This is a genomic window from Bradyrhizobium sp. GW821-FHT12B03, from assembly GCF_058807535.1.
The window spans coordinates 25,694-51,325 of sequence record NZ_JBXAQU010000008.1; the positions used below are offsets into that span (position 1 = coordinate 25,694).

Annotated in this window: 27 protein-coding genes and 1 pseudogene; 19 read left to right on the top strand and 9 right to left on the bottom strand. The window is 64.7% G+C overall.

Features of this window, described 5'->3' with window-relative positions; translation table 11 throughout:
• Nucleotides 1-39 precede the first annotated feature (39 nt).
• From hisG to AC1RUR_RS17125, 3 genes are all read right to left on the bottom strand, one after another.
• Complete coding sequence (gene hisG, locus AC1RUR_RS17115) at nt 40-1,017, bottom strand: ATP phosphoribosyltransferase (RefSeq protein ID WP_492846003.1); 978 nt, start codon at nt 1,015-1,017, stop codon at nt 40-42.
• A gap of 3 nt (nt 1,018-1,020) precedes the next feature.
• Complete coding sequence (locus tag AC1RUR_RS17120; RefSeq protein WP_492846005.1) at nt 1,021-2,172, bottom strand: ATP phosphoribosyltransferase regulatory subunit; 1,152 nt, start codon at nt 2,170-2,172, stop codon at nt 1,021-1,023.
• A gap of 164 nt (nt 2,173-2,336) precedes the next feature.
• Nucleotides 2,337-3,092 (bottom strand): 16S rRNA (uracil(1498)-N(3))-methyltransferase, encoded by a 756-nt coding sequence (locus tag AC1RUR_RS17125; RefSeq protein ID WP_492846007.1) that lies wholly within the window; start codon nt 3,090-3,092, stop codon nt 2,337-2,339.
• 209 nt (nt 3,093-3,301) lie between these two features.
• Here AC1RUR_RS17125 and AC1RUR_RS17130 point away from each other — a divergent pair, with 209 nt between their 5' ends.
• Nucleotides 3,302-3,961, top strand: a complete 660-nt coding sequence (locus AC1RUR_RS17130; RefSeq protein WP_492846009.1) for a hypothetical protein — start codon at nt 3,302-3,304, stop codon at nt 3,959-3,961.
• Nucleotides 3,958-4,890 (top strand): 4-hydroxybenzoate octaprenyltransferase, encoded by a 933-nt coding sequence (ubiA, locus tag AC1RUR_RS17135; RefSeq protein WP_492846011.1) that lies wholly within the window; start codon nt 3,958-3,960, stop codon nt 4,888-4,890. The genes AC1RUR_RS17130 and ubiA overlap by 4 nt, the downstream gene beginning before the upstream one ends.
• A 114-nt stretch (nt 4,891-5,004) precedes the next feature.
• Here ubiA and AC1RUR_RS17140 read toward each other — a convergent pair whose 3' ends face one another.
• On the bottom strand, nt 5,005-5,523 hold the full coding sequence (locus AC1RUR_RS17140) for a DUF6101 family protein (RefSeq protein ID WP_492846013.1): 519 nt from the start codon (nt 5,521-5,523) through the stop codon (nt 5,005-5,007).
• A gap of 263 nt (nt 5,524-5,786) precedes the next feature.
• Here AC1RUR_RS17140 and AC1RUR_RS17145 point away from each other — a divergent pair, with 263 nt between their 5' ends.
• The 8 genes and pseudogenes from AC1RUR_RS17145 to AC1RUR_RS17180 all read left to right on the top strand — a co-directional run bounded on the left by AC1RUR_RS17145 (nt 5,787) and on the right by AC1RUR_RS17180 (nt 13,146).
• The gene (locus AC1RUR_RS17145) at nt 5,787-7,178 is read left to right on the top strand and encodes a TldD/PmbA family protein (protein ID WP_492846015.1); all 1,392 of its coding nucleotides are present in this window, start codon (nt 5,787-5,789) and stop codon (nt 7,176-7,178) included.
• Between the two features lie 171 nt (nt 7,179-7,349).
• Nucleotides 7,350-8,156: an inositol monophosphatase family protein gene (locus tag AC1RUR_RS17150; RefSeq protein WP_492846017.1), complete on the top strand. Its 807-nt coding sequence runs from the start codon at nt 7,350-7,352 to the stop codon at nt 8,154-8,156.
• Between the two features lie 60 nt (nt 8,157-8,216).
• Nucleotides 8,217-8,462: a DUF4170 domain-containing protein gene (locus AC1RUR_RS17155; protein ID WP_011090249.1), complete on the top strand. Its 246-nt coding sequence runs from the start codon at nt 8,217-8,219 to the stop codon at nt 8,460-8,462.
• The gene (locus tag AC1RUR_RS17160) at nt 8,459-9,172 is read left to right on the top strand and encodes a lysophospholipid acyltransferase family protein (RefSeq protein ID WP_492846020.1); all 714 of its coding nucleotides are present in this window, start codon (nt 8,459-8,461) and stop codon (nt 9,170-9,172) included. The genes AC1RUR_RS17155 and AC1RUR_RS17160 overlap by 4 nt, the downstream gene beginning before the upstream one ends.
• Nucleotides 9,135-10,469, top strand: coding sequence for a 3-deoxy-D-manno-octulosonic acid transferase (locus AC1RUR_RS17165; protein WP_492846022.1), 1,335 nt, complete (start codon nt 9,135-9,137; stop codon nt 10,467-10,469). The genes AC1RUR_RS17160 and AC1RUR_RS17165 overlap by 38 nt, the downstream gene beginning before the upstream one ends.
• On the top strand, nt 10,462-11,487 hold the full coding sequence (lpxK, locus tag AC1RUR_RS17170) for a tetraacyldisaccharide 4'-kinase (RefSeq protein WP_492846024.1): 1,026 nt from the start codon (nt 10,462-10,464) through the stop codon (nt 11,485-11,487). Before AC1RUR_RS17165 ends, lpxK begins: the two co-directional genes overlap by 8 nt.
• A gap of 272 nt (nt 11,488-11,759) precedes the next feature.
• Nucleotides 11,760-12,746: pseudogene (locus AC1RUR_RS17175) on the top strand (cysteine synthase A).
• A gap of 94 nt (nt 12,747-12,840) precedes the next feature.
• On the top strand, nt 12,841-13,146 hold the full coding sequence (locus AC1RUR_RS17180) for a hypothetical protein (RefSeq protein WP_492846026.1): 306 nt from the start codon (nt 12,841-12,843) through the stop codon (nt 13,144-13,146).
• 16 nt (nt 13,147-13,162) lie between these two features.
• On the opposite strand, the gene AC1RUR_RS17185 is transcribed toward AC1RUR_RS17180, so the two are convergent.
• Complete coding sequence (locus AC1RUR_RS17185; protein WP_271571184.1) at nt 13,163-13,390, bottom strand: DUF2093 domain-containing protein; 228 nt, start codon at nt 13,388-13,390, stop codon at nt 13,163-13,165.
• A gap of 193 nt (nt 13,391-13,583) precedes the next feature.
• Between AC1RUR_RS17185 and AC1RUR_RS17190 the strand changes: the two genes are divergently transcribed.
• Nucleotides 13,584-14,414: a dienelactone hydrolase family protein gene (locus AC1RUR_RS17190; RefSeq protein ID WP_492846029.1), complete on the top strand. Its 831-nt coding sequence runs from the start codon at nt 13,584-13,586 to the stop codon at nt 14,412-14,414.
• 204 nt (nt 14,415-14,618) lie between these two features.
• Nucleotides 14,619-14,768 (top strand): hypothetical protein, encoded by a 150-nt coding sequence (locus AC1RUR_RS17195; protein WP_492846031.1) that lies wholly within the window; start codon nt 14,619-14,621, stop codon nt 14,766-14,768.
• Between the two features lie 125 nt (nt 14,769-14,893).
• Here the strand turns inward: AC1RUR_RS17195 and xseA are convergent, their stop codons facing one another.
• Nucleotides 14,894-16,531: an exodeoxyribonuclease VII large subunit gene (gene xseA, locus AC1RUR_RS17200; protein ID WP_492846033.1), complete on the bottom strand. Its 1,638-nt coding sequence runs from the start codon at nt 16,529-16,531 to the stop codon at nt 14,894-14,896.
• A 120-nt stretch (nt 16,532-16,651) separates the two neighbouring features.
• Here xseA and AC1RUR_RS17205 point away from each other — a divergent pair, with 120 nt between their 5' ends.
• The 5 genes from AC1RUR_RS17205 to AC1RUR_RS17225 all read left to right on the top strand — a co-directional run bounded on the left by AC1RUR_RS17205 (nt 16,652) and on the right by AC1RUR_RS17225 (nt 20,427).
• Nucleotides 16,652-17,662, top strand: a complete 1,011-nt coding sequence (locus tag AC1RUR_RS17205) for an alpha/beta hydrolase (protein WP_492846035.1) — start codon at nt 16,652-16,654, stop codon at nt 17,660-17,662.
• A gap of 2 nt (nt 17,663-17,664) precedes the next feature.
• Nucleotides 17,665-18,186 (top strand): DUF2306 domain-containing protein, encoded by a 522-nt coding sequence (locus tag AC1RUR_RS17210; RefSeq protein ID WP_492846037.1) that lies wholly within the window; start codon nt 17,665-17,667, stop codon nt 18,184-18,186.
• Entirely contained in the window at nt 18,183-18,734 is a 552-nt protein-coding gene (locus tag AC1RUR_RS17215) for a hypothetical protein (RefSeq protein WP_492846039.1), read from the top strand. The genes AC1RUR_RS17210 and AC1RUR_RS17215 overlap by 4 nt, the downstream gene beginning before the upstream one ends.
• Nucleotides 18,734-19,033, top strand: coding sequence for a winged helix-turn-helix domain-containing protein (locus AC1RUR_RS17220; protein ID WP_492846041.1), 300 nt, complete (start codon nt 18,734-18,736; stop codon nt 19,031-19,033). Before AC1RUR_RS17215 ends, AC1RUR_RS17220 begins: the two co-directional genes overlap by 1 nt.
• A 251-nt stretch (nt 19,034-19,284) precedes the next feature.
• Nucleotides 19,285-20,427 carry a hypothetical protein gene (locus AC1RUR_RS17225; protein ID WP_492846043.1) on the top strand — a complete coding sequence of 381 codons (1,143 nt, stop codon included), beginning with the start codon at nt 19,285-19,287 and terminating at the stop codon, nt 20,425-20,427.
• A gap of 42 nt (nt 20,428-20,469) precedes the next feature.
• On the opposite strand, the gene AC1RUR_RS17230 is transcribed toward AC1RUR_RS17225, so the two are convergent.
• Nucleotides 20,470-21,006 (bottom strand): REP-associated tyrosine transposase, encoded by a 537-nt coding sequence (locus AC1RUR_RS17230; RefSeq protein WP_492846045.1) that lies wholly within the window; start codon nt 21,004-21,006, stop codon nt 20,470-20,472.
• A gap of 23 nt (nt 21,007-21,029) precedes the next feature.
• Here AC1RUR_RS17230 and AC1RUR_RS17235 point away from each other — a divergent pair, with 23 nt between their 5' ends.
• On the top strand, nt 21,030-21,272 hold the full coding sequence (locus tag AC1RUR_RS17235) for a winged helix-turn-helix domain-containing protein (protein WP_492846047.1): 243 nt from the start codon (nt 21,030-21,032) through the stop codon (nt 21,270-21,272).
• Here AC1RUR_RS17235 and AC1RUR_RS17240 read toward each other — a convergent pair.
• Nucleotides 21,269-22,231 (bottom strand): abortive infection family protein, encoded by a 963-nt coding sequence (locus AC1RUR_RS17240; RefSeq protein ID WP_492846049.1) that lies wholly within the window; start codon nt 22,229-22,231, stop codon nt 21,269-21,271. The two genes, AC1RUR_RS17235 and AC1RUR_RS17240, sit on opposite strands and share 4 nt — an antisense overlap.
• A gap of 107 nt (nt 22,232-22,338) precedes the next feature.
• Nucleotides 22,339-23,811, bottom strand: a complete 1,473-nt coding sequence (locus tag AC1RUR_RS17245) for a DNA sulfur modification protein DndB (RefSeq protein ID WP_492846051.1) — start codon at nt 23,809-23,811, stop codon at nt 22,339-22,341.
• Nucleotides 23,812-24,294: 483 nt separating this feature from the next.
• Here AC1RUR_RS17245 and purD point away from each other — a divergent pair, with 483 nt between their 5' ends.
• Nucleotides 24,295-25,578, top strand: coding sequence for a phosphoribosylamine--glycine ligase (gene purD / locus AC1RUR_RS17250; protein ID WP_492846053.1), 1,284 nt, complete (start codon nt 24,295-24,297; stop codon nt 25,576-25,578).
• The last annotated feature ends 54 nt before the right edge of the window (nt 25,579-25,632 follow it).

Consider the following 25,632-nt stretch of genomic DNA (forward strand, 5'->3'; position numbering starts at 1 on the left):
GCCGCCGTTTGCTGTCGCTACGCTGAACGGACCTGAGGCTCACCGCCGCAGGAACGCCTCGAGCCTGGCGAACAGCGGGTTCTCCCGGTCGAACACGTAGTCGAGCGAGACCACGGAGACGGTCTCGGCGCCATGCTCGCGCAGGAAGCTCGCCAGGGCATAGAGCTGCCCCGGCGGGCAGTGCAGGGTCAGCATGCCCGACGAGGTCGGACCGCCGAACGGGGCCTCGACGCCGTACCGGCTGTGGGCCTCGCCGAGCAGGGCGGCGTCGCACTGCCGGAAGCGGGTCCGGACCTCGCGGTACTTGTTGGCCCGTGCCCTTGCCGCGATGTGGTCGAGGATGATTCGCGCGGTCTCCAGCGCCTGCGGCGACCAGTCGGCCTCCCTGGAGGCGACCAGATTGGCCTGGCTGCGCAGGATCACGCCGTCATCGAGCACCCGCAAGCCGTTTGCGGCCAGCGTCGCACCGGTCGTGGTGATGTCCACGATCAGCTCGGCGCTACCGGCGGCAGGCGCGCCTTCGGTCGCGCCTGCGCTTTCGACGATGCGGTAATCGGTGATGCCGTGGCTCTGGAAGAACGCACGGGTGAGATTGACGAACTTGGTCGCGACCCGCATCCGCGTGTGATGCTGCTCGCGGAAGCCGGTGGTGACGTCGTCGAGATCGGCCATGGTGCGGACGTCGATCCACGCCTGCGGCACCGCGACGACGACGTCGGCATAGCCGAAGCCGAGGCCGTCGATCAGCGACACGCGCTTGTCGGCGTCCGCGATGTTCTCGCGCACCAGGTCCTCGCCGGTGACGCCGAGATGCGCGAAGCCGCGCGACAATTGCGAGGCGATCTCGCTCGCCGAGAGATAGGCGACCTCGACATTGTCGAGGCCTGCGATGGTGCCGCGGTAGTCGCGGGCGCCGCCGGCCTTCGAGAGCTTGAGGCCCGCGCGGGCGAAAAAGGCCTCGGTGTTTTCCTGCAGGCGGCCCTTGGAGGGAACGGCCAGAACGAATGGCGCGCTCATGGCTTAAGCTCCCACCTTGCGGCCGATCCGGGTCAGCGCGTCGACCCAGACCGAGAAACCGACCGCGGCGATCGGCTCGACCGAACCGAGCTGGGTCATCAGCCCGTCATAGCGTCCGCCGGCGACCAGCGGCTCGGCGCCGTTGCCGCGGTGATGCAGCTCGAATTCGAAGCCGGTGTAATAATCGAGCCCGCGTCCGAACGCGGTGGAAAAACGCGTCTGCTTCACATCGATGCCGCGCGCCGCCATGAAGCCGACCCGGCTCTCGAACTGGTCGATCGCAGCGGTGAGATCGAGCTTCGCATCGGCGGTCAGTGCGCGGAGCTCGGCGATGGCGTCGTCGGGATTGCCTGCGATCGACAGGAAGCGCTTCAGCACGGTGATCGCCTCGCGCGGCAGCGCGCCGCCCTTCAGCGTCGATTGCTCGAGGAAGCGGTCGGCGATCTCGGCCGTCGTGCGGCCGCCGACATTGGTGGTGCCGGCGATCGACATCAGATCGGTGACGAAGGCGAGGGCCGCCTTGCGGTCGGAGCCGGCAAGCGCAGCCAGCACGCCCTCATATTCGCTGCGGGTCGCGGTGGTCGCGGCCGCCAGCCGCTCCAGATCCTGCTCCAGGCTGATCTTGCGGTTGAAATCCTTGACCAGGCGGCGGCGCCAGACCGGATAGAGGTTGAGCGCGTCGAGCAGCGCGTTGAACAGCGCGACGTCACCGGTGCGGATCTCGACGTCGCGGACGCCGAAGGCGGCAGTCGCCTCCAGCGCCAGCGCCAGCATCTCGGCATCGGCTGCGGCGCGGTCCTGGCGGCCGAACGATTCGATACCGGCCTGGAGGAATTCGCTGGCCTGGCCGCTGCGGTAACGGAACACCGGGCCCAAATAGCTGAACCCGGCCGGTTGGCCGGCGCGGCCAGAGGCGAGGTAATCGCGCGCCACCGGAATGGTCAGGTCCGGCCGCAGGCAGAGCTCCTCGCCGGAGAGGTCCGTGGTCAGGTACAGGCTCTTGCGGATGTCCTCGCCGGAAAGATCCAGGAACGGCTCGGCCGGTTGCAGGATGGCCGGCTCGGCCCTGACATAGCCGGCCTGCGCGAACGACAAGAGCAGCGTGTCCGCCCAGGCGGCGGAGCCGGCAGCATTTGAGGTGGCAGTCGCGGTCATTACAGGGTCCATCGTCCCGGTGGAACCGGGCAGGGCAAGGGAGGCCAAGGGAGGCCAAGGGAGGCCAGGGGGAGGCAAGCCAGTTGGCGCAGCCCTTAGCATGGCCGGAAAGCGGTTTCGACCTCCAAAGGATCAATCGCTTAATGGGCGGCCAATGCGCAGGATCAGGCTGTCCGGCCGCCCCAATCGCCCAGCACCGCCTGCACCAGCGCCAGCGCGGCCACCGCGGCGGTGTCGGCCCGCATGATCCGGGGACCCAGGGCGAGCCGCAGGATGCTCGGCTGCCGCAGCAGCAGCGCCCGCTCCTCCTCGGCAAAGCCGCCCTCGGGGCCGATCAGCAGGTCGATACCTTGGCCTGCCTCGCTCGCGCCTTGCAGGCTCTGCACGGGATTTTCGACCTCCGCCGCCTCATCGCAGAAGATCAGCAGGCGGCCCGCGGCGCGCTGGCTGAGGAAACGCTCCAGCGGCACCGGCTCGGCCACGCTGGCGATGCTCAGGATGCCGCATTGCTCGGCGGCCTCGACCACGTTGGCGCGCATCCGCTCGGTGTTGACCCGGGAGGCCTGGGTGAAGCGGGTCAGGACCGGATGCAGGCTGGCGGCGCCCATCTCGACGGCCTTCTGGACCATGTAGTCGAGCCGGGCATGCTTGAGCGGGGCGAAGACGTAAGCAAGGTCGGCCAGCCGGTCCTGGGGCCGGATCGGCTGGAGGATGACCAGCCCGTCCGGCCGTTTGCGGCCTTCGATGGCGGCCTGCCACTCGCCGTCGCGGCCGTTGAACGCCAAAACCTCGGCCCCGGCGGCAAGCCGCAGCACATTGCCGAGATAATTGCTCTGGTCGCGGTCGAGCGGAACCCTGGCGTCCTGGGCGAGGGGGGCATCGACGAACAGGCGGGGGCCGCGAAAATCGTGGGAGGGCATCGTTCAGGTCCGATTTGCCGCCGTTATTAACCGAAAGCCGCCAATTCGGGGGTAAAAATTGCCAAACCGGTGCGTCGGCGCGCCGCGCTCTTGCCCTATTCGACGGGTTGTTAAGGGCCGGCGGGAATCGTAAAAACGCGAACACGCTGGTTGCGCTTCAATTGGGAAGACGCCGAACCCCGTAAGCTCCTGCCGGAGAGACTGCCTTGATGATCCGTCATTTGATGGTTCCGATCACCGCCGCCATGGTCACCATGGGGGCCGCGGGCGCCTATGCGCAAAGCGCCTTCCCGGCGCCACTGCCGAGCCAGGCCACGAGCAGCTCGGCATTTCCGCCCGTGAACGGCGCGGCGCCAACCGCCTCCGTCGGCACGGCGCCGCAATCCTCTTTCCCCGTGAACGGTGCTGCGCCGATCGGCGGCGCCGGCGCCTTCAGCGCGGCCCCGCCGACGCAAGCGCCGGGCGAGGACTGCATGAAGGCGTTCGTCCCGTTGCGCGAGGACGCCGAGAAGCGCGGCAAGCTGATCAAGGCCGCGAGCGATCGTCACGCGCCGCCGGACGAGGCCTGCAAGCTGATCCGCAACTTCAGCCAGGCTGAAGTCAAGATGATCAAGTACATCGAGTCCAATGCCGCCAAATGCGGAATCCCGCCGCAAATCGGCGCGCAGATGAAGGACGGTCACAAGAACACCGAGGCCATGCAGACGAAGGTCTGCAACGTCGCGCAGCAGATGCAGAACCAGCCGCGCGGTCCGGCCGGTCCGTCGCTGAGCGAGGTGTTGGGGTCGGGCTCGGCGCCTGAGGCCAATGCCGGCAAGAAGGGCGGCAGCACCTTCGATACGCTCAACGGCAACGTCCTCACCCGATGAGCGACACGAGCGCCCGCGTTGCCGACTCCACCGGCAACTGGGTCGATACGCTCGCGCCGTCATGGGCGCGGCCCTATTTGCGACTGTCCCGCTTCGATCGCCCGATCGGCTCCTGGCTTCTCCTGATGCCGTGCTGGTGGTCGGCGGCGCTTGCCGCCGGCATTGCGCATGACGCGAGCCGCCTCCCGTTCATCATCGTCCTGTTCTTCATCGGCGCCTTCGTGATGCGCGGGGCGGGCTGCACCTGGAACGATATCACCGATCGCGACCTCGACGACAAGGTCGAGCGCACCCGCTCGCGGCCGTTGCCGTCGGGGCAGGTGACCGCGAAGCAGGCGCTGGCCTTCATGGTCGCGCAGGCCGTGATCGGTCTTGCGGTGCTGTTGCAGTTCAATCGCTTCGCGGTCCTGACCGGCATCGCCTCGCTTCTGATCGTCGCGATCTACCCCTTCATGAAGCGCATCACCTGGTGGCCGCAGATCGTGCTCGGGCTCGCCTTTTCCTGGGGCGCGCTGATGGGCTTTGCCGTCACCTTCGGCCGCGTCGACGCCACCGCGCTCGTGCTTTACGGCGGATCGATCGCCTGGGTGATCGGCTATGACACCATCTACGCGCATCAGGATGCCGAGGACGACGCGCTGATCGGCATCAAGTCCACCGCGCGCCTGTTCGGCGCGCACACGCACCAGGCGCTGATCCTGTTCTATGGGCTCGCGGTGATGCTGATCGGCGTCGCGCTGGCGTCGAGCGACGTGCGCTGGCCGGCCTGGCTCGGGCTCGCGGCCTTTGCCCTGCATCTGGCGTGGCAGATCGTGCGGCTCAGGATCGAGGATCCCGAACTCTGCAAGCGCCTGTTCTATTCGAACAGGGATGCGGGGCTGCTATTGTTTGCGGGATTGCTGGCCGACGCGGTGATGCGGTCGGCGTAAATTCGTAGGGTGGGCAAAGGCGCCCTTGCGCCGTGCCCACCATCTTTCCAGGATTTCGAGAGAAGAGGTGGGCACGCTTTCGCTTTGCCCACCCTGCGGCAATGTGATTGCCGTTTAATTCCTCGCAATGATCTCGCGCTCTTCGCGATGCACCGGCAGCTCGCGCGTCATGGCGGTGCGACGGCGCATCAAGAATTTCGGACGGCGGGCGCGGATCGCGTTGGCGCGGCGGCGGCGCGGCGCGGGCTTGCGAGCGCCCTCGTCGAGCTGCGGAAGCGCGAAAATCTCGCTCCAGACCGCCCAGGCTTCGGTGAGCTCGTCGCCGTCGGCGCCGACCAGCAGCGGTACGGAGAGCGAGGGATCGCGATGCACGAGGACGAGGGCCGGCGCCGCGTCGTTGCCGCGCAGCGCGACGCCGGTGAAGTCGCTGACGCGGACGTTGATCGCCATCTGCATGCCGCGGACGGCACGACGCAGCACGACGCGTTCGCGATGAAGCTCAATCTGTCTGGTGTAGCCGTCGGCGCGCGGATCATGCGCATCGAAGCGGACCGGAAGGGAAAGAGGGTCGAGCCGCAGGGAGCGGCTCGACCCGGCGGGAGCGATCCCGCTTGTTGCTGTTTGACGCCTCACGGCTTAGTTCTCCCCGCCAGGATTATGTTCCCGGTCGATGCGAAGACCCTAGCGCAGCCATTTCCGAAACCGCTTAAAAAGGCTGGTTAACCCACCGTCACCGGCGGTCATGATTGACAAGAGCTTGGCGCGCATGATTGACGAGACGTTGCGCCGAAGTCGCGAATCTGAGCTTTTGGCGGACTGAAAATGCTTGAAGTCCGCGCAATCAGGGCACATCTGTGGGTTCCGGTCCCGAACCCCGCCCCAACAGGATTTCGTTTGTGAACCCTTCACCAAGCTCGACGCTTTCATCCAAGGCCAATCGCGACCTGTTCGATCAGTCCGCGCTGTCCGATCTCGCGCAGCGGCTGGTCGAGGCGGCCAGGCGCGCCGGCGCGGATGCGGCCGATGCGGTCGCGGTGCGCGGCGTCTCGCAAGGCGTCGAGGTCCGCGACGGCCGCGTCGAGGAATCCGAGCGCTCCGAGGGCGACGATGTCGGCCTGCGCGTGCTGGTCGGCCAGCGCCAGGCGGTGGTCTCGACCAACGACGTCAGCGGCGATGCCGTGACCAAGCTTGCCGAACGCGCGGTCGCGATGGCCAGGGTCGCGCCGGACGACAAATATGTCGGCCTCGCCGATCCCGCGCTGCTCGCGCGCGACTTTCCCGATCTCGATCTGCTCGATCCGAATATTCCTGCGACCTCAGAGCTCGAGCGCCGCGCGCTCGAAGCCGAAGCCGCGGCGCTCGCGGTGAAGGGCGTGACCAAGTCCGGCGGCGCCTCGGCCTCATCAGGCATGGGCGGCATGGTGCTCGTCACCTCCACCGGCTTCCACGGTTCTTACTTGCGTTCCAGCCAGGGCATCTCGGCCACCGCCATCTCAGGCGAAGGCACCGGCATGGAGCGCGACTACGATTTCACCTCCGCGCCGCATGGTGCGGATCTGTTGTCACCTGAAGTGGTCGGCCGTTCCGCTGGCGAGCGCACCGTGGCGCGCTACAATCCGCGCAAGGTCGAGACCTGCAAGGTGCCGGTCGTGTTCGATCCGCGCGTTGCCGGCTCGCTGGTCGGCCACGTCGTCGGCGCCATCAACGGCGCCTCGATCGCGCGCAAGACCAGCTTCCTGAAGGACAAGCTCGGCCAGCAGCTGTTTGCCAAGAACATCCGCATCATCGACGATCCCCTGCGCAAGCGCGGCCTGCGCTCGCAGACCTTCGATGCCGAAGGCGTCGCGGTGAAGAAGATCGCGCTGATCGACGAGGGCGTGTTGACGACCTGGCTGCTCGACTGCGCCACCGCGCGCGAGCTCGGCCTTGCCACCACCGGCCACGCCCATCGCGGCGTGTCGTCCTCGCCGTCGCCCGGCCCCTATAATCTGCATCTCGAGGCCGGCACGCCGACGCCGGCCGAGCTGATCGCCGACATCAAGCAGGGTTTTTACGTCACCGATTTGATCGGCTCCGGCGTCAACGGCGTCACCGGCGACTACAGCCGCGGCGCTTCCGGCTTCTGGATCGAGAACGGCGAGATCACCTATCCCGTCAGCGAGGTGACGATCGCAGGGCACCTGTTCGAGATCTTCAAGTCGATGCAGCCCGCCAACAATCTCGAGTTCCGCTACGGCATCAATGCGCCGACGGTACGCATCGAGGGTTTGACGCTTGGCGGACGCTGATCGAGCACATGCTGTTTGGCTCACCTCTCCCATAGGGAGAGGTCGCGCCGCAGGCGCGGGTGAGGGGACCGCTCTCTCGTGGGACCTGCGCCCCCTCCCCCGATTTGCTGTGCAAATCGACCTCTCCCCGATGGGGAGAGATGGTCCCCGCACGCGTCTCGGTTGACCTGGATGACGCCTGTTCTCGACGAAACCATCCTGACGCGCGACGCCGCGCTGCTGCGAGACGCGGTGCAGGACGCGGGCGCGCTGGCGCAGTCGATGTTCCGCACCGAGCTGAAGAAGTGGACCAAGGGCGCGTCCTCGCCGGTCTCGGAAGCCGACATCGCCGTCAACGATTTGCTCGAGGCGCGGCTGCGCGGTGCCACGCCCGACTATGGCTGGCTGTCGGAGGAGAGCGCCGATGATTCCACCCGGCTGTCGCGGCGGCTCACATGGGTGGTCGACCCGATCGACGGCACGCGCAACTATCTGGGCGGCCATGACGAATGGTGCGTCAGCGTCGCGCTGGTCGAGGACGCCACGCCCGTCCTCGCTGCGGTCTTCGCGCCTGTTAGCGACGAGTTCTTCTTTGCGGTCCGGGGGCAAGGCACGACGCTCAATGGTACGGCCGTGCGGGCGACCTCCGGCTCCGAGCTCGACTTCTCGCGCGTCGCCGGGCCAAAGCCCCTGGTCGAGCGCCTGAAGCCTTCGCTCGGCGACATCAAGCTGCATCCGCGAATCGGTTCGCTCGCGCTGCGGCTCTGCCGGGTCGCCCATGGCGCGCTGGATGCGGCTTTTGCGGGGGGCAACAGCCACGATTGGGACCTTGCGGCGGCCGATTTGATCGTGCAGGAAGCGGATGGTAGGATGAGCGACCTCTCCGGAGATCCCATCCTCTATAACCGCCGGGAAGTGGCGCACGGGGTGCTGGTGGCAGCGGGTCGCGATCGTCATGCGAGCATTGTCGCGCATTTTCGAGATCGTCCCTTGCCCTGAGCGCTTTCGCTGTGCTTGTCGAACACTGCTTTGCCGGGCAGCCCGTTAGGAAGAGAACCCATGCCAGATAGTGCCCCGCAACAACTGCTCCATCTCGTCATCGGAGGCGAACTGCTCGACCTCGAGCACAACACCTTCAAGAACCTCGACGACGTCGAGATCGTCGGCCTCTATCCGAACTACGCGTCCGCTCACGTCGCCTGGCGCGCCAAGGCGCAGAGCACGGTCGACAACGCGCAGATGCGCTACTTCATCGTCCATCTCCACCGGCTGCTCGACCCGAATCAAGAAACGAAGGCGCGTTGAAAAAACTGCTTCGCAATACGCTGCGAAGCAGCTGGTTTCAGCGTGCCGTCGGGGTCCTGGCGGCCGAATATCTGCGTCTGGTCTGGCGGACCAACACATTCACGTTCGATCCGCCCGATGTCTATGACATCGTCGAGCCGCAGATCCCGGCGATCTTCGCCTTCTGGCACGGCCAGCATTTTCTCACCCCGTTCATCAAGAACAAGGATTCCTACCGGGCCAAGGTCCTGATCTCGCGGCACCGCGACGGCGAGTTCAACGCCATCGCGGTGGAACGGCTCGGCATCGGCCTCATCCGCGGTTCCGGCGACCATGGCAGCGCCTTCCACCGTAAAGGCGGCGTCGGCGCCTTCAAGGAGATGGTGCGGACGCTGCAGGACGGTTGTAATGTCGCGCTGACCGCCGATGTCCCCAAGCGCGCGCGCGTGGCCGGGCTCGGCATCATCATGCTGGCACGGGAATCGGGGCGGCCGATCATGCCTTTCGCGATGGCGACCAGCCGCTTCATCCGGCTCAGGAACTGGGACCGCACCACCATCAATTTGCCATTCGGGCGGGGCGCATTGGTCGGCATCAAGGAAATCCACGTTCCGCCGGACGCCGACGCCGCCATGATGGAAGCGCTGCGGCAGGAGTTGGAGCAGACGTTGAACGAGGCGACAAGGCGCGCCTATGCGCAGCTCGGCCGCCCGGGGCCGGAAGATGCCTAACACGCTCCCGATGACGCTGCGGATGTATCAACGCCTGGCTTCCGGCCTGGTGCCGCTCGCGCCTGCGCTGATCAAGCGGCGGCTGAAGCAGGGCAAGGAAGATCCCGCGCGCGTCGGCGAGCGGCGCGGCCTGTCGCGGGACGTGCGGCCGCATGGTCCGCTGGTCTGGATCCACGGCGCCAGCGTCGGCGAGGTGCTGGCCGCCGCCGCGCTGATCGAGCGGCTGCGCGATCTGAACCTGCGCATCCTGCTCACGTCAGGCACCGTCACCTCGGCGGCCGTGGTCGCGAAACGCTTTCCGCCCGACGTCATCCATCAATACGTGCCGTATGATTCCCCGCGCTATGTCGCGCGCTTCCTCGACCACTGGAAGCCGTCGCTGGCGCTGTTCATCGAATCCGATCTGTGGCCGAACCTGATCCTGGCGGGCGCGGCGCGGCGGGTGCCGATGGTGCTGATCAACGGGCGGATGTCGCCGCGTTCCTTCCCGCGCTGGCAGCGTATGTACGGAACGATTTCGGCGCTGCTGTCGCGGTTCGACATTTGTCTGGCGCAGTCCAAAACCGATGCCGAACGCTTCTCCGCGCTCGGCGGCCGTGACGTCCTCACCACGGGCAATCTCAAGCTCGACGTGCCGGCGCCGCCGTCCGATCCCGCCAAGCTCGAACGGCTGATGGCGATGACGCGCGGCCGTCCGATCATCGTCGCGGCCTCGACCCATCCGGGCGAGGACGAGATGCTGGTGGCGGCGCATCGCAGCCTCGTCGGCTTCTTCCCGCAGCTTCTGACCGTGATCGTGCCGCGGCATCCGGACCGCGGCTCCCAGATATCAGGCCTGATCACCGCGTCGGGCCTGAAGCCGTCGCTGCGCTCGCGCGAGGAGCTGCCGACGGCCGCCACCGACATCTATGTCGCCGACACCATGGGCGAGCTCGGCCTGTTCTACCGCCTCTCGCCGATCGTGTTCATGGGCGGGTCGCTGATCCGCCATGGCGGCCAGAATCCGATCGAGGCGATCAAGCTCGGTGCGGCCATCGTTCATGGCCCGCACGTCTTCAATTTCGCCGACGTCTACGAAGCGCTCGATCAAAGCGGCGGGGCGCGCCAGGCCGACACGCAGGAGATCCTGGTCAAGCAGCTCGGCCAGCTCCTGGCCGATCCCGCCATGCGCGACAAGATGCAGCGCGCCGGCAGCGGCGTGGTCGAGCAGCTCGGCGGCGCGCTGGAGCGCACCATGACCGCGCTCGAGCCGTATCTGCTGCAATTGCGGATCGAGATGGGAGCCGCCAATGCGTGAGCCGGCCTTCTGGTACCGGCCGCGTTCCCCGAAATCCCTTGCCTTGAGCCCGTTGGGCGCGCTCTACGGCGCCATCACGGCGCGTCGCATGGCGCGCCCCGGCTTCGACGCCGGCATTCCCGTGATCTGCGTCGGCAACTACCATGTCGGCGGCGCCGGCAAGACGCCGACCGTGCTGGCGCTGACGAAGCTGCTGCGCGAGCTCGGCGAGACCCCGGTCGTGCTCAGCCGCGGCTATGGCGGACGCCTGAAGGGCCCGGTCATGGTCGACCGCGCGCGTCACATTGCAGCTGATGTCGGCGACGAGCCGCTGATGATGGCGCGCGACGTGCCCGTCGCGGTCGCGCGCGACCGCCTCGAAGGCGTCGCGCTCGCCAAATCGCAAGGCGCCACCGTGATCCTGATGGACGACGGCTTCCAGAATCCGCGTCTGTTGAAGGATGCCTCGCTGATCGTGATCGACGGCGAGCGCGGCCTCGGCAACGGCCGGGTGTTTCCCGCCGGCCCCCTGCGCGCGCCGCTGAAGCCGCAGCTCGCGCGCACCGACGCGCTGGTGCTGATCGGCGACGGCCACGCCGCGGACGGCGTCGTGGCGGAGATGACCAATCGCGACAAGCCGGTACTGCGTGCGCGGCTGAAGCCGGATGCAGGCTCGGTTGCGCAACTCCTTGGCAAGCAGGTCTTGGCCTTTGCCGGCATCGGCGATCCCGAGCGCTTCTTCCGGACATTGCGGATGAGCGGGATCGAGATTGCCGGGAGCCGCGCCTTTGCCGACCACTATCCGTATTCCGAGCGCGACATCGAGGACCTGTGGGCCGATGCCCGGCGCAGCGGGCTGACGCTGGTGACGACGGAGAAGGACCTTGCCCGAATCCATGGCGGCGATGGCATGTTGCCCCACGTGCAAGGAATCGTGCCGTTCGCGGTCCAGCTCGAATTCGACGATCCGGCAAAGCTCAAGCAGCTGATCAGCGATCATCTCTACAAGGCGCGCGAGCGGCGGTTCAGCAAGCGATAGTCTCGTAGGGGGCAAAGCGACTTGACCGCCGAAGCTCGGCGAGCGAAGGCGGAAGCGTGCCCACGTTCTTCGTTGCTATCATGACGAGATGGTGGGCACGGCGCGCGAAGAGCGCGCCTTTGCTCACCCTACGGCACTGCTAGCGCGGCTTGAGCATGGAATTGGCGATCGCCCGCGTCGGGCAGCCAAGACATTGCACGCATCGCCCGAACTAGAGAACCGAATTGTCCTCTGGCCCGCCTAGAGTTGCGGGAGCACGAAAGGGGCAGGCGATGAACAATGTTCGAGCAGGATTCCTCGACTCCATCGGCAATACGCCGTTGATCAGGCTGCAAAGGGCGTCGGAGGCCACGGGCTGCGAGATCTACGGCAAGGCTGAATTTCTCAATCCCGGCGGCTCGATCAAGGATCGCGCGGCGCTTGCCATGATCGACGATGCCGAGCGGCGCGGAAAACTGAAGCCGGGCGGGGTCATCGTCGAAGGCACCGCCGGCAATGTCGGCATCGGCATCGCGCTGGTGGCGAATGCGCGCGGTTATCGCAGCGTGATCGTGATGCCTGACACGCAAAGTCAGGAAAAGAAGGACATGTTGCGGCTCTGTGGCGCTGATTTGCGCCTGGTGCCCGCCGTGCCCTATTCCAATCCCGGTCATTAAGCGCGTTATTCCGGTCAGCTTGCCGAGGAGCTCGGCGCCTTCTGGGCCAATCAGTTCGACAATGTCGCCAATCGCGAGGGTCATTATCGCACCACCGGTCCGGAGATCTGGGCGCAGACGGAGGGACGGATCGACGGCTTTACCTGTGCCGTCGGCAGCGGGGGCACCCTGGGCGGGGTCGCGCGGGCTCTGAAAGAGCGAAATCCCGACATCAAGATCGCGCTCAGCGATCCCATGGGCGCCGCTCTCTACAATTGGTTCATCAAAGGCGAGCTGACGAGCGAAGGCGACTCCATCACGGAAGGCATCGGGCAGATCCGTGTGACCAAGAATCTGGAAGGCACGCCGATCGACATGGCCTATCAGATCACGGATCAGGAAGCCTTGCCCGTTCTGTTCGACCTGATCGCGCAGGAAGGGCTGGTGCTGGGCGGCTCGAGCGCCATCAATATCGTCGGCGCCATGCGGCTTGCGCGCGATCTTGGCCCTGGCAAAACCATTGTGACCATCCTCGCGGACGGCGGGCAGCGCTACCAGTCAAAATTGTTCAACCCGGAGTTCTTGCGTACGAAGAATCTGCCCGTACCACGCTGGTTGGAATAGCGAGCCGCCGCCTTGCCCAGCCTGTGCCGGTTCGCCATTCAGGCGACATTCATCGCAAGATGCCTATCGGTTCCGGACCGATCAGGAGAATGCGATGAAATTGCCGTCCGCGACTGTCGCCGCCAGCCTTGTGTGTCTGATTGTTGCGCCCGTATTTGCGCAAACGACGCCGCCGGCGGCTTCGACCGGCACGGTGCCGGTTCCCGCGACCAAGCGCGTGACGTGTCTTTCCACGACGGCAAGCCTGAAGGGGCAGGACAAGCGCGACCAGCTCCAGCTCTGCATGGCGCAGGCGCGGGTGGATTGCCTGAAGCAGGCGATCGATCAGAAGGTCGTCGGCGAGCCCCGCAAGAGCTTCATCAAGACCTGCGTGGGCGGCGATGGCACGGAGCAGCAATAGACGCGTGCCGGAGGCCTTACGGCTGCGGCTTCGGCGCGCCCGGAAAGTGCCGCTGCAGCACGGCGGCCGGCGTGGCGTAGGCTTCCTGCAAATCCACGCTCCAGTATTTCAATTCGTCGAGCGGGATCCGCGTGTCGGTGATCGCGCAGCGCACATAGGTCCCCGGCGAGATCACGCGGAAATCGCCGTCGAGATATTGCACCTGCGCTTCGCCATGGCCGGAAGAGCCGAACTTGTTCAGCACGGTCGAAAGTCTCCGTGGAAGGCCCATAAGGGCACGATGTGTTGGACGGGATGTAGCATAGATAGGGTGGCTTGTCCGCCCAGTAAACCCACCGGTTTGTGATGTTTTGCCGCCGTTTTCGCGTGATAGTGCTCCGATCAGGATCGCGGGTCCCGGCATGCGCGCGGCCCGGCACCTGATACGGCAGAGTCCGATGCGCCTTCGACTGACCGCCTTGTTCCTGATGCTGTTGATGTCGGCCGCTCATGCGGCAGCGGCACCCGCGCCGCAGCAGGTCGAGATTCCGCTCGCCTCCGGCGTCCTGCATGCGCAGCTCTACAAGCCCGAGGGCGAGGGGCCGTTCCCGACGGTGATCGCGCTGCATGGCTGCGGCGGCCTTGGCGGCCATGCTGATCCCGTATTGCCGCGCTATCGCGACTGGGCGGAGCGGTTTCTCAAGGCCGGTCACGCGGTGTTGCTGCCCGACAGCTACGGCTCGCGCGAGCTCGGACCGCAATGCCGGGTCAAGGAGAGCCACGTCAAGGCGCGGCGCGAGCGTGTCGCCGACGTCGCGGCCGCGCGCGCCTGGCTGATGAAGCAGGCCTGGGTCGCGCGCGACCGCGTCAGCCTGATCGGCTGGGCCAATGGCGCCAGCGCGCTGCTGTGGGCGGTGCGCCCGCAGAACGCAGCGCGCGACAAGGGTCCGGATTTCCGCGCCGCGATCGCGTTCTATCCGGACTGCCGGATTTCCGCCGGCCTCGGCTGGAGCACGCGGGTGCCGACGCTGGTCCTGATCGGCGCCGATGACGACGTGTCGTCGCCGCTGGCCTGCCGCCAGATGGTCGAGGGCGCACATGGCCGCAGCGCGCTCGCGCGTATTACCGTCTATCCCGGCGCCTATCACGATTTCGACCGCGCCAACACGCCGCTGCGCGCAGCGGCCGGCAGCAGCGACGCCGCCGCGCCCGAGCACGGCCATCTCGGCACGGATGCGGTCGCGCGCGCGGAGTCGCAGAAGGACGTCGCGGAGTGGCTGGCGCGATAACGCGGATGAGCGGGCTCGCCGCGCCGTAGCTCGATAGAGCGGAAGCGGGGCCGCCCGAGGAACAACATGAGGCGGACAGCCCCGCATCGACCACCGCCCTGCACGGAGCATGGCCGACCGTGAATCTACGGATCGCGCATGGCTGCGGTTTCAGCATGTGGCGGTGCCATCATTCGACCACGATGTCGGTTAAACGCATCTCACATGCGCAACCGCCTCATTCTCTTCTCCTCCGCACTGGTCGTCTTCACCGTCGCGATCTTCCTGTATGAGGCCCACGCCGGCGCGCCACAGCTGGCGCCGGAACATTGCGGCTTCTGGACCACGATCGACGCGGGATTGTCGTGTAGGTAGGCGGGCTGCATCCACATCGTCATTGCGAGCGCAGCGAAGCAATCCAGAGTCCCTCCGCGGAAAGATTCTGGATTGCTTCGCTGCGCTCGCAATGACGAGTTCGTGGAATCACCTTCCCTCGCGCCTCAGAACAAGCTGCCCTGATCCACCGGCTTGCCGACGCGCTTCGGCGCAGGCTTTGTCTCCTGCGCGGCCGGTTTCGCTTGCTGCGCACGCTTCGCCGCCGGTGCCGGGCGATCCGCATCCGCGGTCGCCGCAACACGTCCATCCGCGAACTCGATCTCGACGCGCGCGCCGGGCCCGATCGCGTCAGCCGCATGCACCGGATGGCCCGCTTCATCGCGCACCAGGGCAAAACCGCGCGCGAGCACGCCGCGATAGGACAGCGCCGAGAGCAGCTTGCCGCTGTTCTCGACGCGGGCATCGAGCCGCTGCAGCAGCGTTGCGAGCGCACGGCCTGCGCGTTCGCCAAGCCGCTGCGTGCGCTCGCGCTGACGGGCAATCGCGTTGCGCTGCGCCTGCGCGTTGGCGAGCTTCGAGGCGCGCAGGCGAACTTCCAGTCCGGCAAAGCGGTCGCGCCGCCGCCGCAGCAGCGAGCGCGCGGACAGGCCGAGCCGCTCGCCGCACACGGTGAGGCGATGATCGGCCTGCGAAATCTGGCCGTGCAGCACGCGCAGCGTCAGCTTCGAGCTTGCTGCCGTGAACCTGCGGAAATGCGCATGCGTGTTGGCCTTGAGACCGCGGGGCAGGGACGCGCCCGCCGAATCCAGCCGCTGCCGCGGGATCGCCAGGAGATCGCCGGCCGTCGGCAGCGCGCGTGCGGCGGCGCGCAGCTCGCTGCGGCGGCTCTCCTGGGCGCGCTGCCAATAGGCGTGGGTGCGGCGACCGAGGTCGGCGACCTCGACGAACAGATCGCTGCGCACCGGCACCGCCATTTCGGCCGCCGCGGTCGGCGTCGGCGCGCGCTTGTCGGCGACGAAGTCGATCAGCGTGATGTCGGTCTCGTGGCCCACCGCAGAGATCAGCGGGATCATGCTCTCGGCTGCTGCCCGGACCACGATCTCCTCGTTGAACGACCAGAGATCCTCCAGCGAGCCGCCGCCGCGCGCGACGATCAGCACGTCGGGCCGCGGAATCTTGCCGCCCGGGGCAATCGCATTGAAGCCGCGGATCGCAGCCGCGACCTGCTCGGCGGAGCCTTCGCCCTGCACCTTCACCGGCCACACCAGCACGTGGCGCGGAAAGCGGTCCTCGAGCCGGTGCAGGATGTCGCGGATGACGGCGCCGGTCGGCGAGGTCACGACGCCGATCACGTCCGGCAGCCACGGCAGCAGCTGCTTGCGCGCCTCGTCGAACAGGCCTTCGGCGGCGAGCTTCTTCTTGCGCTCCTCCATCAGCGCCATCAGCGCGCCGATGCCGGCCGGCTCCAGCGCCTCGATCACGATCTGGTACTTGGATGAGCCCGGATAGGTCGTGAGCTTGCCGGTGGCGATGACCTCCAGCCCCTCCTGGGGCTTGAAGCGCATCCGGCCATGCACGCCCTTCCAGATCACCGCCTCGATCTTGGCGCTCTCGTCCTTGAGCGCGAAATAGCAGTGGCCGGAGGAATGGGCGCCGCGAAAGCCGGAGATCTCGCCGCGGACCCGGACATGGCCAAAGGCATCCTCCACCGTCCGCTTCAGGGACTGCGAGAGCTCGGAAACGGTGAATTCGGGGGCGTTGAGCAGGGGTTCCGCAGACGGCATCGGCAAACGATTCGGCATGTTGGGGTCGGACCCGCTGTTTAAGGATTTTCGCAGCGCGGCGCCAATCCTGGGATTGATTAGAAGAGTACTCTGTATTATAGAGTTCTCTATATTTGATGTGTTTGAGGGAGACGATCCATGGCGATCCGGCTGCTGCGCGGCGTTTTGAACGGGCTGAAATGGGTCCTGTGTGCGGTCGGCGGCGTGACGCTGATCCTGGCCGCGATGATCGCGACGCCGCTGCAACGGCCGCCCGAGATGCGCTCCGTCTCGGACTCCGCCAAGGGCATCGACTGGTCGACACTGCCGCCGCTCGAGCGCTTTCAGGCCCGCGACGGCACCTGGATCGGCTATCGCCACTACGCGGCGAACGGCCCGGGGAGCGGGCGCGGCGCGATCTTCATCCATGGCTCCTCCGGCTCCAGCGGCACCGTCAACCACGCGCTGACCCATGCGATCGCCGCGCGCGGGGTGGAGACCTGGGCGCTGGACATCCGCGGCCATGGCGGCTCCGGCACCCGCGGCGACATCGGCTATGTCGGCCAGCTCGAGGACGACCTCGTCGATTTCGTCGCCGAGATCCGCAAGACCGCGCCGGACCTGCCGCTCACTTTAGTGGGCCATTCCGCCGGCGCCGGCTTCTCGCTGCGCGTTGCCGCGACACCGATCATGCAGGACATGTTCGTGCGCACCGTGCTGCTCGCGCCCTATCTCGGCTACGACGCGCCGACCAACCGCCCGAACTCCGGCGGCTGGGCCAACGCCGACATCCCGCGCCTCCTGGGGCTTGCCGCGCTGCGCAAGCTCGGCATCGACTGCTGCGCGCAGCTCCCGGTGCTGGCCCTGGCGGTGCGCCCGAACATGGAGAAGATCCTCGTCGCCACCTATTCCGATCGCCTGATGCGCAATTACGCGACGCGCGGCTATCGTCTCGATTTTCCCGCCACGACCCGCCCCATCACGATCTTCGGCGGCGCCGAGGACGAGATGATGATCTCCGACAAATACGCGGAGACCGTGCAGGCGATCAAACCGTCGGTCGACGTTAGGGTGATCGACGGCATCAACCACATGGGCATCGTCACGAGCCCGAAGGCGGTCAACGCGATCGCCGAGGACGTGGCGACGCGGGGCGCGGCGGGGAGCTGACGATGATTGCGCATTCGACAGTCGCGGGCATCATTCATGTGGCGTTGGCGACACTGTGCCTCGTTGTCGGCCTCGTCCAGTTCCTGCGCCCCAAGCGCGGCGCGGGCCATCGCGCGCGCGGCTATCTCTACGTCTACGCCATGCTGGCTGCCGATGCCGCGTCCCTGCTGGTCTATCGCTTCACCGGCCATTTCAACGCGTTCCATGTCGCAGCGATCATCAACTTCAGCCTGATCGTACTGGCGATCGTGCCGCTGCTGCGCACGCCGAAACCGCCGAACTGGCGCAGGACTCACTATTATTTCATCGCCTGGTCCTATGCGGCGCCGGTATCGGCTGGGCTCACGAACATCGCGGCGCGGCTATTGCCGGTCACCACGCGGGAGCAGGTTGGATTGATTGCCCTTGCCGCCTCACTCGTGACCATGGTGATCGCGTCCATCCTGATCCGGAAGCACCGGCCGTCAGCGGATGCGCCAACGCCGCCGACCGGGCTGGTCGAGCAGAGCGGAGCGCCATCGTGATCGACAGCAAGCAGGCTTCCGAAGCGCTGAGCGATATCGAGGACACGGTTCGCCGCGTGCGGCAGTCACAAATCTATCAGGTCTCCAGCATCGTTCTGCTGATGTGGGGCGTGCTGGCGTTCGTCGGCAACATCTCGGGCTGGCTCTGGCCGCGCTACGGCCTCTATCTCTGGTTCGCGGTATACGCGGTGTCGGCCGTGGGGCTGGTCATCATCGGCGCTTATCATCGTTCCAAGGACCGCATTCGCGTGTTCGACGGCCGTTATTTTTTGACGTTTGCGCTGATCGCCGCCTTCGGCATCTTCTGCTGCTATTTCGGTCACTTCACGCCGCGCCAGCAGACGGCGTTCTGGCCGATCTACATCATGCTGTTCTACATGATGGCGGGCGTCTGGTTCGGCCGCGCCTTCCTCGTCATCGGCGCCAGCATCGTCGCGCTGACGCTGATGGGCTACTACTTCATTCCCGGCATATCGCTCCTCTTGTGGATGGCCGCCGTCAACGGCGGCGGCCTGACTCTGGGCGGCCTCTGGATGCGGCGGACCTGATGGCCGAGCTCGACGACATCATCCACCAGCCGCTGCGGCTGAAGATCATGGCGGCGCTGAACGCGCTGCCTCAGCAGGTGGGCCTCGAATTCGCCCGGCTGAAGAAGCTCACCGGCGCCACCGACGGCAATCTCGGCGCGCATATCGAGACGCTGGCGAAGGCCGGCTACGTCCAGGTCGACAAAGCGTTCGTCGGCAAGAAGCCGCAGACCACGGTGACCGCCACCGCAACCGGCAGGGGCGCGTTCGCGCGGCATGTGGCGACGTTGCAGGAGATCATTGCGGGGAAGCAGGTTTAGACCCATCGGCAGGACTGGTACAGTTGGGTGGGTACTGTCGGCGCCCGGCTTTGGGCAATGCTGCGCCAGCGCCTTTTGCGGAGGATCATTTGACGCGCAATCGCTACGACGAGACATGGCATCGGTTGATCGAATGGACCAAAGGCCAAGCGCCTTCTGAACGGTTGGCGGCACAGATTCTGATCCATGAAGGCTTCTCCTCTTTGGACCCCAGTCATCCTCTAGGAGGCCCCGATGGGGGGAAGGACGCGATGGCAACCAAGAACGGCGTTCGCTTCGCGATGGCGGTTTACTTCCCGCGAGGCGCCCAGCGGTTCTCGGACATTCTGTCGAAGTTTGAGACTGATCTCGCAGGCGCGAGGCGAGCTGCGGCCGACGGAATCGCCTTTGTCACCAACCAGGAACTCACCCTTGGCGAGCGTGAAAAGCTAAGGGCAGCCGCAGGATCAACTCCCGTGGACCTCTTTCACTTGGAGCGAGTTACGACAATCCTTGATTCACCGGTCATGGGGAGCGTTCGCGAGCAATTTCTGGACATTGAGCCGGAGGGGGCGCGAATCCATCACCTCGGCGGTCTCGGAGGCTCGGCTCCGGGCGCCGGTGGAGGTGGTGGCGGCGCAATCGGCGGCAATGCGTCGGGGGGACATGGCGGTCCCGGCGGGGACATATTCGTTCTGGACGGCAGTCCGGGAGAAGCCCCCGGCGCCGGTGGAGGCGGAGCTGGTGTCATCGGCGAAGACGCAATCGGGGGCGAAGGCGGGGGCGGAGGCGAACACGTTAGCGCAACGTTTGGTCCCGAAGAACTCGCAGGGGTCCACCACCTTCAGTTTCACGTTGGAGAGGGAGGCAAAGGGGGGCCGGGCGAAGACACCATCGTCAACCTTTGCACAGAGGACGGCACCGTTCTTCGCCAAATTAAGGCCAAGGGCGGCAAGACAGGAGCGCCTCCCTACTGCCCCCCTCCTCGTCGCGTACCAACGCAGGCGGATTTGAACGCGGGCTTGAGAGTTACAACCATGCTGGCCGCTGAGTTTATTCGGATGCGGGACGGGCTATGGACAATTGTCGAAGGTGGTTGGGACTGGGTGCAGGTCACCACGGTCCCCTTTCGACAATCGCTCCCGCTCTATGTCGAAATCGACACGGGGACTATTTCACCGGCCGGGAGCAACCTCGAACTAACTCTGGTCATCTTGCGCCCGGATGGCTTCCTTTCGGGTCAACAGAGCCAAATCATCACGGTTGAAGGCGGTCCGATAAGGCGGTCGCGTTTCGTTGTGGGGTTGGAGCTAGTAGGCTCTCTAGGCGGAATTTGGCACGTCCAGGTAAGAGCAGGCGCGAAGGTGATCGCCGATTTCCCAATCGAGATACGCCTTCCTGCACCAAACCCCTGAGCTCGTAGGATGGGTTGAGCCCTTGCGAAACCCATCGCTTCTCTATCCCCGTTCTCCGTAATCGCGGCCGTCATCCGACTGGTCGCCGGCCCAATCGGCCGGGTAATTGCCGAGCTTCACGTGGCGATGAAAAGAGGAGGGCGCCCAGTCACGTACTCTGTTGACGAGCCCGTGTTTGACCGGATTGATGTGAACGTAGTCGACATGCCGCGCGAAATCGGCTTCGTCGCGAATGGTATGCTCCCAATATCTGCGTTGCCAGATGCCCCGTTCACCTTTGGCCGCGCGGCTTGGGGATATCCTCTCGTTGCGCGCCAGACCGCGCGAAAAGGTGGATTTGATCAACTGCCAGCGCATTGCAAAATCGGCATCACCTTCCGGCAACGTCCACACCGTGTGAAGGTGATCAGGCAGCACCACGATGGCATCGATCGTGAATGGATGGCGTCGGTGCGTTTCGCGAAACGCCGTCCGCAACAACCCGATATGATCCGTCAGCAACGCCAGCTTCCGCTCCGCCAGGTTGACGGTGAAGAAGAAGCACCCACCCGAAACGAAGTTGCGGCGGTACGCGGTCATGACGCGACATTATCACGAAACAAGTGCGATGGGTTTCGCAAGGGCTCAACCCATCCTACGGGCTGCTGAAAAAGCTGACCGGCGCCACCGACGGCAATCTCGGCGCGCATATCGAGACGCTGGCCAAGGCGGGGTACGTTTCGGTGGACAAGGCCTTCGTCGGCAAGAAGCCGCAGACGACGGTCACCGCGACCGCGGCCGGCCGAGGGGCGTTCGCGCGGCATGTGGCGACGTTGCAGGAGATCATTGCGGGGAGGCAGGTTTAGTCTTTCCGCAATTCCGGGGATCGTCGTTCCGCTTCAGCCAAAAACAGGATTGTCGAAGCTGTCATATGGAGAACGTATGCGACCAGCTCATCTGGAGGTTCCGGCCTGGCTTGCGTGCCTGAGCCGTGGCCCGCTTGCCGATTCCGCGCAGTGGGAATACCCGACTGAAGCACGGACCGCAGAGCAGCAAAGTGGCTTTGCCAGAACGAAGGTATCAACCCTTGCGACAGGCAAATATTGACTAGATCAGAGGCGGTCGCCCTATTCTTATCGTAAGCCCATCCCCGTTTGTCGCAGATTGCTTTCATCGCGCTCTCAAACGACTTGCAGGCGTCTACTAGCGCTTCCTCATTGTTTCCGTGTCGATAGTGCTCGAACGCACTCAAAAATTCTTCCTGCGCACCAGCGAAGTGCTTTTCACGCAAAACGGCGAGCGCCGGGATAACGACCTCACTGTGAACGAGCTGTGAGTCGACTCTGAGGAGTTTGCCTTCTGCAAATTGATAGCCCACTCCATGCTCTTTGAATCTAGTATTCAGCTCCAAAGCGACGCCGTCGGCAATCTCTCGATTCTTTCTGCCATAAAGGTAGTCTTGCCGCCCGCAATAAACGTCGATTATTTGGAAGGTCAATTCGATTGCATCGAGGACGCGATCATTGTCTTGTTCATTCAGGAACCAGCTCACAAGGTCGTCCCTGGCGTCCCTCCTGTCTGTAGGATCACGAGCATTAGACAATTTGAACACGCCGTATTCTCGACGCAGGATCTGAGCTATCTCGAGATAAGTGTCCTGAATCGTCTCGGTGTCGTCTGAGCGGTATTCCACACCAATCGCTTCGTCCCACATGTGAACGACCTGAGTTCGCAGGGCGTCCGGGATGTTGTCGTATGTGAATACATCGGCCAACGGACCGAGTTCTTTTTTTCGCCGTTTCGAATAGAGTTCCCAAACTGCCATCTAGCGATCCTGCCGGTATCATCCCCATACAGTATCTCAGTGTCTCAAATTCCTGACACTCAGAGGAGCGGCGGTCTTCCAGTCGGCGAGACCGCCGCCCTCTTGGATTAAGCGGCCGCTGACGATGCCGAGGCCGCTTCGTTCGAGTGGCGGGACGGGAAGCCCAACTTCCATCGGATCATGTCGCCGAGTATGGGATAGATGTCGTTGTGCTTGGCACCGAACCTCATATAGCCGCCCTGGTAGCTACCGAGGTCGCGGTTGCCAGTCTCCTCCGCTGGCAGGTAGGCGGCCAACGTGGTCAATCCGTATCTGCTACGCTCCGCAACCGACAGCTCGTAATATCGCCACATCGGATTTTCATGGCTGAAGTCGATATCGGTCAGATTAGACAGCAGCTTTTCGGTCAAATCATCTCCGTCGTCAGGACGGCGATTGCTAAAGCTAAAATCGAACACCAGCTTCGCGATTGCCTTCAAGACAACTGGCTGAGCTGCAACCGTCTTCTGGCGAGCGTGCTCCTCACCAAAACCATCAATGGCATGTACGGCCGTCCAGAAGCGATAGGCCGTATCTTCTTTACCTTCCACAAGAGCCGGTGTGGCGCTGCTGATGTTGGTCTTGTTGAGGAACAGAATGGCATTGACGGCCACCATATCCTTCCGCGGCAACGCCCCCTTGTCGTCTGACCAATCCTTAACGTCCATCTCCGACACGGCAATTCCGATAGCGTCAGCGTTGATGAGCTTATCCTTAATGAACAAGTTGATCGGATTTGAGTTGTCAAACTGCAGGGCGAGGTTGGTATCGACCTTCTTTCCCAGCCTGTTCAGATCGTGGAAAAGCTGACGTTCTTCATCGGCGTTCAATCCGAGATGCACCTCCAGCAACAAGGTGCAGTAACTGCGGGCCACTTCGAAACACTCTTCCCAAACCGCAAGTTCATCCCCCGTCGCAGGTTCGCCATCTTTGAAGCCCGCCAGGTTACCCTTCTTCGGATATGCGCGAGTGGTGCGAACACTCTCAAGGAAATCGAACACCAACTGCATTCCTTTCCGACGATGCTGACCATCAACGACCCAAAGAACGTGTCGCTGTGACAAGAAAACTCGGAAGGCAGCAGTCTCCTCAGTTCGCTTGTCGAGCATCCGGTCACCTCGGATGTCCGCTCCCCGTGGATTGCAATCTCGAATGTTCACGACGAGAGGCTGAAGCGCCATGTATGGCTGACGGCCCAAGTGCTCCATCACGCTCTTAAGCGCGTCGGGAACGGGCTTCCCTGCGATCTGGCGTCGTTCGATAGCTGCTGAGACCAATCCCTTCAAAATGTACAATGCGAGCTTCTGTGCGTGGGCAGGATCAAGCTTTCGCTGGGCAACCGTATCTCCATCGCGGCCGGGATCGTTCGCCACCTCAGACATGCTGTAAAATTCGTGCATTGGCATCTGCATGAGGAACGTGCGGCTACCAAGGTTGTGACCGATGAAAACCTTCATCGGCTTTTCGGATGTGTCCCCGGTGTCGAGGACTTCATCGAGGGTGGCGAGCGGTTTGGGCAATCCGTTGTCAGAGGGAATCATGAAAGCTCCTTTGGTGTGATCAATGTGAAGTCAAGTAGCGGGCCTGGATATGATAGTCAAGTATCCAGGATGGTTTTTTTGAAATTCCTGGACACATTTATGTACCATCCAGGTGATATATCTCAAGTATCCAGGACTAGGGAGGTTACTTGGTAGCCCCCATCCGGAAGCTACTGAATTTAATGGAAGAATTCGAATGCTCGCATTCGCCACATGCGCGGTGTTCGAGGCTTTGCCGGAAGCGCAACACCGTCAAGCAGAAGACCGTCGAGGCGAATGTCTCGGCGGCGACCGTCATGGGTTAAAGGGGGCGGCGTTGCAGGAGATCATCGTGGGGAAACCAAGTTTAGCACCCGCCGTCCTTCCGGGGCGCCGCGCCGGCACGAGCCTGGAATGGCGGGGAGTTTGAGGCAACATCCCTTGAGCCCCACCCCGATTCGTGCGACCTCCGCCCCCAGCAAAACCCCTCATTTCGAGCCTTCGATGCACATTCTCCTGCTCGGTTCCGGCGGCCGCGAACATGCTCTGGCATGGAAAATCGCAGCCTCTCCCCTGGTGACCAAATTCTGGTGCGCGCCCGGCAATGCCGGCATCGCGCGCGAGGCGGAGTGCGTGGCGCTCGATGTGGCCGACCATGCCGCGGTGATCGCCTTCTGCAAGACCAACGCGGTCGAGCTCGTGGTGGTCGGCCCGGAGACGCCGCTGGCGGCCGGCATCGTCGATGATCTCACCGCCGCCGGCATCAAGGCGTTCGGCCCGAACAGGATCCCCGCCCAGCTCGAAAGCTCCAAGGGTTTTACCAAGGCGCTCTGCACCGAATTCGGCATTCCGACCGGCGCCTACCAGCGCTTCACCAACGCGAAGGACGCCAGCGACTACGTCCACAGCCAGGGCGCGCCGATCGTGGTGAAGGCCGATGGCCTTGCCGCAGGCAAGGGCGTGGTGGTGGCCAAGACGGTGCGCGAAGCCGACGACGCCATCGCCATGATGTTCGAGGGCGCGTTTGGCGAGGCCGGCGCCGAGGTCGTGATCGAGGAGTTTCTGCCGGGCCGCGAGATCAGCTTCTTCGCGCTGTGCGACGGCGAGACCGCTATCCCGCTCGCCTCCGCGCAGGACCACAAGCGCGTGTTCGACCACGACGTCGGCCCGAACACCGGCGGCATGGGCGCCTATTCGCCGACGCCGCTGGTGACGCCTCAGATCCACGACGCGATCATGGCCAAGATCATTTTGCCGACGGTCGCTGGCATGAAGCAGCGCGGCACGCCGTTCCGCGGCATCCTCTATGCCGGGATCATGCTGACGACGCAGGGCCCAAAACTGTTCGAGTTCAACGTCCGTTTCGGCGACCCCGAGTGCCAGGTCTTGATGCTGCGCATGATGTCGGACATCGTGCCGGCGTTCCTCGCCGCCTGCGACGGCCAGCTGAAGAATTTTGATTTACGCTGGCATCCGGAAAGCGCGCTCACGGTGGTGATGGCGGCGAAGGGCTATCCCGGCGATTACCAGAAGGGCACGCGCATCGAGGGGCTCGATGACGCGGCGAAGGTGGACACCGTCGAGATCTTCCACGCCGGCACGGTCGAGAAAGACGGCGCGATCCTCGCCAATGGCGGCCGCGTGCTCAATGTCTGCGCGCTCGGTGCGACCGTGACGGAGGCGCAGAGCCGCGCCTATCAGGCCGTCGACCGCATTCACTGGCCGGAGGGTTTTTGCCGCCGCGACATCGGCTGGCAGGCGGTGGAAGCCGAGAAGGCGCGGGGCTGACAGGCTTTTTTCCGGAATGGGCGCAACGAGCCCTGCGCCATCGCGCCGCCACAT